Origin of the sequence: Streptomyces sp. E2N166, assembly GCF_003671715.1 — a bacterium.
GTDB classification, from domain to species: domain Bacteria; phylum Actinomycetota; class Actinomycetes; order Streptomycetales; family Streptomycetaceae; genus Streptomyces; species Streptomyces thinghirensis.
The window spans coordinates 363,003-369,034 of the sequence record NZ_RAIF01000018.1; the positions used below are offsets into that span (position 1 = coordinate 363,003).

Annotated in this window: 6 protein-coding genes; 4 read left to right on the top strand and 2 right to left on the bottom strand. The window is 72.9% G+C overall.

The features are described 5' to 3' along the window. The 3 genes from EBH09_RS15950 to EBH09_RS15965 form a co-directional block, all read left to right on the top strand. The coding region (locus EBH09_RS15950) for a WYL domain-containing protein (protein WP_193776339.1) at positions 1 to 524 on the top strand (524 nt) is incomplete at its 5' end. A 386-nt stretch (positions 525 to 910) separates the two neighbouring features. Further along, the gene (locus tag EBH09_RS15960) at positions 911 to 1,123 is read left to right on the top strand and encodes a hypothetical protein (RefSeq protein ID WP_121747658.1); all 213 of its coding nucleotides are present in this window, start codon (positions 911 to 913) and stop codon (positions 1,121 to 1,123) included. Positions 1,124 to 1,207: 84 nt separating this feature from the next. Continuing rightward, the gene (locus tag EBH09_RS15965) at positions 1,208 to 2,851 is read left to right on the top strand and encodes a DNA repair helicase XPB (protein WP_121747659.1); all 1,644 of its coding nucleotides are present in this window, start codon (positions 1,208 to 1,210) and stop codon (positions 2,849 to 2,851) included. A 13-nt stretch (positions 2,852 to 2,864) separates the two neighbouring features. On the opposite strand, the gene EBH09_RS15970 is transcribed toward EBH09_RS15965, so the two are convergent. After that, positions 2,865 to 3,257 (bottom strand): hypothetical protein, encoded by a 393-nt coding sequence (locus tag EBH09_RS15970; RefSeq protein ID WP_121747660.1) that lies wholly within the window; start codon positions 3,255 to 3,257, stop codon positions 2,865 to 2,867. A gap of 98 nt (positions 3,258 to 3,355) precedes the next feature. After that, the gene (locus EBH09_RS15975) at positions 3,356 to 3,541 is read right to left on the bottom strand and encodes a hypothetical protein (protein WP_193776340.1); all 186 of its coding nucleotides are present in this window, start codon (positions 3,539 to 3,541) and stop codon (positions 3,356 to 3,358) included. 286 nt (positions 3,542 to 3,827) lie between these two features. On the opposite strand from EBH09_RS15975, the gene EBH09_RS15980 reads away from it, so the two are divergent. After that, positions 3,828 to 5,876, top strand: a complete 2,049-nt coding sequence (locus EBH09_RS15980) for a UvrD-helicase domain-containing protein (protein ID WP_121747662.1) — start codon at positions 3,828 to 3,830, stop codon at positions 5,874 to 5,876. Positions 5,877 to 6,032: the final 156 nt, after the last annotated feature.

A 6,032-nucleotide genomic window follows, 5' to 3' on the forward strand; every position in this document is an offset into this window, starting at 1 on the left:
CCGTGCTGGCCGCGCAGGCCGACCCGGCGGCGCTGCTGGAGGGGCTGCGCGGGATGGGGTTCGCGCCGGCCGCCGAGTCCGCCGCGGGCGATGTGCTGATCGCCCGTGCCGACGCCCGCCGCACGCCGCCGCGGACGGCACCGGAGCCGGTCCCGGACGGTCCGCCGGTGCCCGACGACACGCTCCTGACGGCGGCGGTCCGCGCCGTCCGGGCCGGTGACCTGGCCGCCACGGCCCCGCGCAAGCCGGGCCCCGGGAGCGATACGGGCGGCGCCCCGGCGGGCGAGCTGCCCCGTACCGGCGCCGCCGAGACCCTCGCCACCATGCAGGCGGCCGTCATGACCGGCGAGGCGCTGTGGATCGGCTACGTGAACGCCGAGGGCTCCGCCAGCCAGCGCGTCATCGCCCCGATCCGGGTCGAGGGCGGCTTCGTGACGGCGTACGACCATACGGCGGACGAGGTGCGCACGTATCCGCTGCACCGGGTCACCGGCGTGGCCGAACTCGCCGACGACGCGACTTGACGGGCCCCTCTTTCGGGGGTACGGGCCGGATCATGCACGCCACGCCGGGTGATTAGCACCTGAGAGGGAGCTTTTTTCATAATCCGCATCGATTTTTCGGCGGTCGGGCAGCCACCGGGTGTCCTGCACACCGAACCGGAAGGAACACCCGATGCGTGCCGTTCGCCGAGTCGCCACTGTCCTGACCTCCACCGCCGCGCTGATCGCGGCGTTCGCCGCCGAGGCCGCCGCGGTCGGCATCGACCTCGGTGGGGGCCTGACCCTCTGACCACTCGCTGATCACCCTCCGAACGCCCCGTTCCACGCCCCTGACGGCGGCCGGGTCCCGGTCCCCCCTGGGCCCGGCCCGCCTTCCCCCGGCCCTCCAGCCTTTCGAAAGGCACGCCATGCGTTCCAAGCCCACCGATCCGGACGGCGCCGCCCGTTCCGCCGTCGCCGTCTCCGTCGCCGCCCTGATCACCGCCGCGGCACTCTTCGGCGCGCTCGCCCCCGAGGCCACCGCGCTGCCGCTGCCCCTGCCGGCCACCGGCGTGGAGACCCTGGTCAAGGAGGGGGTCACGGTCGAGGGGCCGCTGATCAACAACCTCACTCTCCGGTAGCCCGGCGCCGCGATCAGGCACACTGGACGTTTGGCCGATCCGTCCAGTCGCTGTCGGCCGCACGCACGCGAAAGGGTGCCGCCCGTGAATGGTCCGCTGATCGTCCAGTCCGACAAGACCCTGCTCCTCGAAGTCGACCACGAGCGGGCCGGCGAGTGCCGTCGGGCCATCGCGCCGTTCGCCGAGCTGGAGCGGGCCCCGGAGCACATCCACACCTACCGGGTGACCCCGCTGGGCCTGTGGAACGCGCGGGCGGCGGGCCACGACGCCGAGCAGGTCGTGGACGCCCTCGTCGAGTACAGCCGCTATCCGGTGCCGCACGCGCTGCTCGTCGACATCGCCGAGACGATGGACCGCTACGGCCGCCTCACCCTCTCCAAGCACCCGGCGCACGGGCTGGTCCTGACGACCACCGACCGGCCGGTGCTGGAGGAGGTCCTGAAGTCCAAGCGGATCGCGCCGCTGGTCGGCAACCGCATCGACCCCGACACCGTGGCCGTGCACCCCTCCGAGCGCGGGCAGATCAAGCAGACGCTGCTGAAGCTGGGCTGGCCCGCCGAGGACCTCGCCGGGTACGTCGACGGCGAGGCGCACCCGATCGAGCTGGCCGAGGACGGGTGGGCGCTGCGGCCGTACCAGAAGCAGGCGGTGGAGAACTTCTGGCACGGCGGCAGCGGCGTCGTCGTGCTTCCCTGCGGCGCGGGCAAGACGCTGGTCGGGGCGGGTTCGATGGCGCAGGCCAAGTCGACGACGCTGATCCTGGTCACCAACACCGTCTCCGCCCGGCAGTGGAAGCACGAGCTGGTGAAGCGCACGAGCCTGACCGAGGACGAGATCGGCGAGTACAGCGGGACGAAGAAGGAGATCCGGCCCGTCACCATCGCCACCTACCAGGTGCTGACGACCAGGCGGAAGGGCGTCTACCCGCACCTGGAGCTGTTCGACTCCCGGGACTGGGGGCTGGTCGTCTACGACGAGGTGCACCTGCTGCCCGCGCCGGTCTTCAAGTTCACCGCCGACCTCCAGGCGCGGCGGCGGCTCGGCCTGACCGCGACACTCGTCCGCGAGGACGGCCGCGAGTCCGACGTGTTCTCCCTCATCGGCCCGAAGCGTTTCGACGCGCCGTGGAAGGAGATCGAGGCGCAGGGCTACATCGCGCCCGCCGACTGCGTGGAGGTCCGGGTCAACCTCACCGACTCCGAGCGCCTCGCGTACGCCACCGCCGAGACGGAGGAGAAGTACCGCTTCTGCGCGACGACCGCGACCAAGCGGAAGGTGACCGAGGCGCTCGTGCGGCGCTTCGCCGGGCAGCAGATCCTCGTCATCGGCCAGTACATCGACCAGCTCGACGAACTGGGCGAGCACCTGGGCGCGCCGGTCATCAAGGGCGAGACGTCCAACGCCCAGCGGGAGAAGCTCTTCGAGTCCTTCCGCCAGGGCGAGATCAGCGTCCTCGTCGTCTCCAAGGTCGCGAACTTCTCCATCGACCTGCCGGAGGCGACCGTCGCCATCCAGGTGTCGGGCACCTTCGGGTCCCGGCAGGAGGAGGCACAGCGCCTCGGCCGGGTGCTGCGCCCGAAGGCCGACGGCCACCAGGCGCACTTCTACTCCGTCGTCGCCCGCGACACGCTCGACCAGGACTTCGCAGCCCACCGCCAGCGCTTCCTGGCGGAGCAGGGCTACGCGTACCGGATCATGGACGCGGACGAGGTGCTGGGCGAGAGCTGAGCGCACCGCCGGTTCAGGGCGCGGGAAGGGTGAACACCAGCAGCAGGACGAACACCGGCGGCAGCAGCGAGGCGGCGGCCAGCCAGACCCGGGTGGCCGACCAGCGGCGGGTCCAGGGGAGCACCCAGGCGGCGAGCCAGGCTCCGAAGGCGAGGAAACCGCCGAAGAACAGGGTGCCGTAGATCAGGGTGAGCGCGTTCGTCAGCGCCTGCGAGCACTCGGTGCCGCAGCCGTCGGTCGCCATGACCGACATCAGGCCGAGGAGTCCCGCCGCAGGTACCAGCACGCTCAGGAGAACGGTGGCGACGGTCGGCGCGATCCAGGCGAGCGGGTCGCGGCCGTCCCGGGGGGCCGGGTACGGCGGCGGGGACGGCGGGGGCCACGCCGCGAAGTGCTGTGGTCTCATGCGGTCAGTCAAGCCGCGCGGCCGGGCCCCGCGCACCGGCGTACGTACTCAGACCGGTACGCGGCGGTACTCAGTCGGCGCGGCGAGGGACGCGGGCGTCACCGGCGGCGGACGCCGGCCTCCTCGCCGTACTCGCCCAGCACGATCACGTCGAAGGCGGCGCCCGCGAACACCCTGACGGCACGCAGGGCGTCACCGAGCCGGTGCCGGTGGCTGCCGGCCACGGGCGTGGCACCGGACGCGCGGCCCGGTGCCGGGACGGGGGAGATGGTTGCAGCGCTCATGTCTCCATGGTGCGACTGCCCGCCCCCGAACGGCATCGGTCTGCGGACCGAACCCCTCCCATCGCCGTGTACGCCTCCAGGGGGATCCTCTCCCCCAGGTCGGAGGGCTGTCGCAGGGCTGGACCCCTAGGGGTTCGAGAACCTGTTGGCCCGCGCCGCGTCCGCTCCCCTAGAATCTCCGCTCTTGCCCGCCTCCCCACGGAGCGCCGCCGTCCGGACGGAAACCGGTCGGCCCACCGCGCGCAGCCCGCGCCCACCACGCCGCAGGTCACCCGGAGGCACCCCCTTGTACACGTCCGTGCACGACGATCCCCTCTCGAAAGAGCGCTCCCACCTGGCCGACTCCCGTTCCGCGCTGCGCGCCATGCGGGAGGACGTCGAGTCCCTCGACATCACCGACGTCACCGCGAACTGGGTCAACGCCGCCGTCCTGGAGAGCCAGATCGAGCAGCGCGTCAAGGCGCTTGCCGACCTCAGCGAGACCCCGCTGTTCTTCGGCCGGCTCGACTACCTGCACGCTCCCGGTGCCGAGCGGGCGGAGGGCGGCGAAGGGGAGCGCTTCTACGTGGGGCGCCGGCATGTGCACGACGCGGACGGCGACCCGATGGTGATCGACTGGCGGGCGCCGGTCTCGCAGCCGTTCTACCGCGCGTCGAAGAAGGACCCGCTGGACATCTCGCTGCGCCGCCGCTTCGGATACACCGGCGGGGACCTCACGGCCTACGAGGACGAGCACCTGTCCGACCCGGCCGAGGCGGCGGTCACCAGCAAGCTGCTCCAGCAGGAGATCGAGCGGCCCCGCGTCGGCCCGATGCGCGACATCGTGGCGACCATCCAGCCCGAGCAGGACGAGATCGTGCGGGCCGGGCTGACCGGTTCGGTCTGTGTGCAGGGCGGCCCCGGTACCGGGAAGACGGCGGTCGGCCTGCACCGGGTCGCCTACCTCCTGTACGCCCACCGCGAGCGCCTCGCCCGGACCGGCACCCTGGTCATCGGGCCCAACAAGTCCTTCCTGCACTACATCGAGCAGGTCCTCCCGGCCCTCGGCGAGCTGACGGTCCGCCAGGCCACCGTCGACGACCTGGTGGCGCACGTCGAGGTGCGCGGGGCGGACGAGACGACGGCGGCGGTGATCAAGGGCGACGCGCGGATGGCCGAGGTCCTGCGCAGGGCCCTCTACTCGCACGTCACCATGCCCACCGAGGGCGTGGTCGTGGTGCGCGGCTCACGCCGCTGGCGGGTGGCCGCGTACGAGGTGGAGGAGATCGTCCGGGAGCTGCTCGCCCGCGACATCCGCTACGGCGCCGCCCGCGAGGCCCTTCCTCAGCGCATCGCGCACGCCGTGCTGGTGCAGATGGAGCGGGCCGGTGAGGCGCCGGACGACCGGGTGCAGAACGCGGTCGCGCGCGACGCCGCCGTGAAGGCGGTGGTGAAGACCGTCTGGCCGCAGGTCGAGCCGGCGAAACTCGTCCTCCGTCTCCTCTCGGACGCGGACTTCCTCGCCGAGCACGCCGAGGGCGTCCTCACCGAGGACGAGCGGAAGGCGCTGCTGTGGGTGAAGCCCGCCCGCTCGGTGAAGTCGGCCAGGTGGTCACCCGCCGACGCCGTGCTGATCGACGAGGCCACGGATCTGATCGAGCGCACGCACTCCCTCGGGCACGTGGTCCTCGACGAGGCGCAGGACCTCTCCCCGATGCAGTACCGCGCGGTGGGCCGGCGCTGCACCACCGGCTCGGCGACCGTCCTCGGCGACCTGGCGCAGGGCACCACGCCGTGGGCGACCCGCAGCTGGGCGGAGGCGCTGGCCCACCTGGGCAAGGACGAGGCCGTGATCGAGGAGCTGACGGCCGGTTTCCGCGTGCCGACGGACGTCATCGCGTACGCGTCCCGGTTGCTGCCGGACATCGCGCCGGGCCTGACGCCGGTGGCGTCGATCCGTGAGAACCCGGGCTTCTTCGACATCCGTACGACCGCGGACGGGGCGGTGGACGTGGTGTCCGCGTGCCGCGAGCTGCTGGAGCGCGAGGGCTCGGTCGGCCTGATCGCCGCCGACGCGCGGGTGCCGGAGCTGGCCGACGCCCTCGGGGCGGCCGGGATCGGCTTCCTCGGGCCGGGCGAGGAGACGACCCACGCCACCCGCCTGACCCTGGTGCCGGCCTCGCTGGCCAAGGGCCTGGAGTACGACTACGTGGTCCTGGACGAGCCGCGGGCCGTGGTCGACGGCGAACCGGACGAGCGGACGGGGCTGCGACGGCTGTACGTGGCGCTGACCCGCGCGGTGTCGGGGTTGATCGTGACGCACGGGGCGGGGCTGCCGCCGCAGCTGACGGAATAGCCCGGCCGGCACGGCTGCCCAGCCGCCCGGCTGCGGGCAGTCGTGCCTCCCCCAGTGCCTGAACGGCCTGGGAGGTACCCCCCAGGGGCGGCACGGGTGGGCGGTGGGGGCACCTCCCGCTCGAGCGGAGCCGACAGTGGGGGAGGCGCCCCGCGC

What these genes read in the sequence shown, in the direction of transcription:
- EBH09_RS15960 (WP_121747658.1), top strand. Translation starts at nt 911, where the DNA reads ATGCGTTCCAAGCCCACCGATCCGGACGGCGCCGCCCGTTCCGCCGTC.
- EBH09_RS15970 (WP_121747660.1), bottom strand. Translation starts at nt 3,257, where the DNA reads ATGAGACCACAGCACTTCGCGGCGTGGCCCCCGCCGTCCCCGCCGCCG.
- EBH09_RS15975 (WP_193776340.1), bottom strand. Translation starts at nt 3,541, where the DNA reads ATGAGCGCTGCAACCATCTCCCCCGTCCCGGCACCGGGCCGCGCGTCC.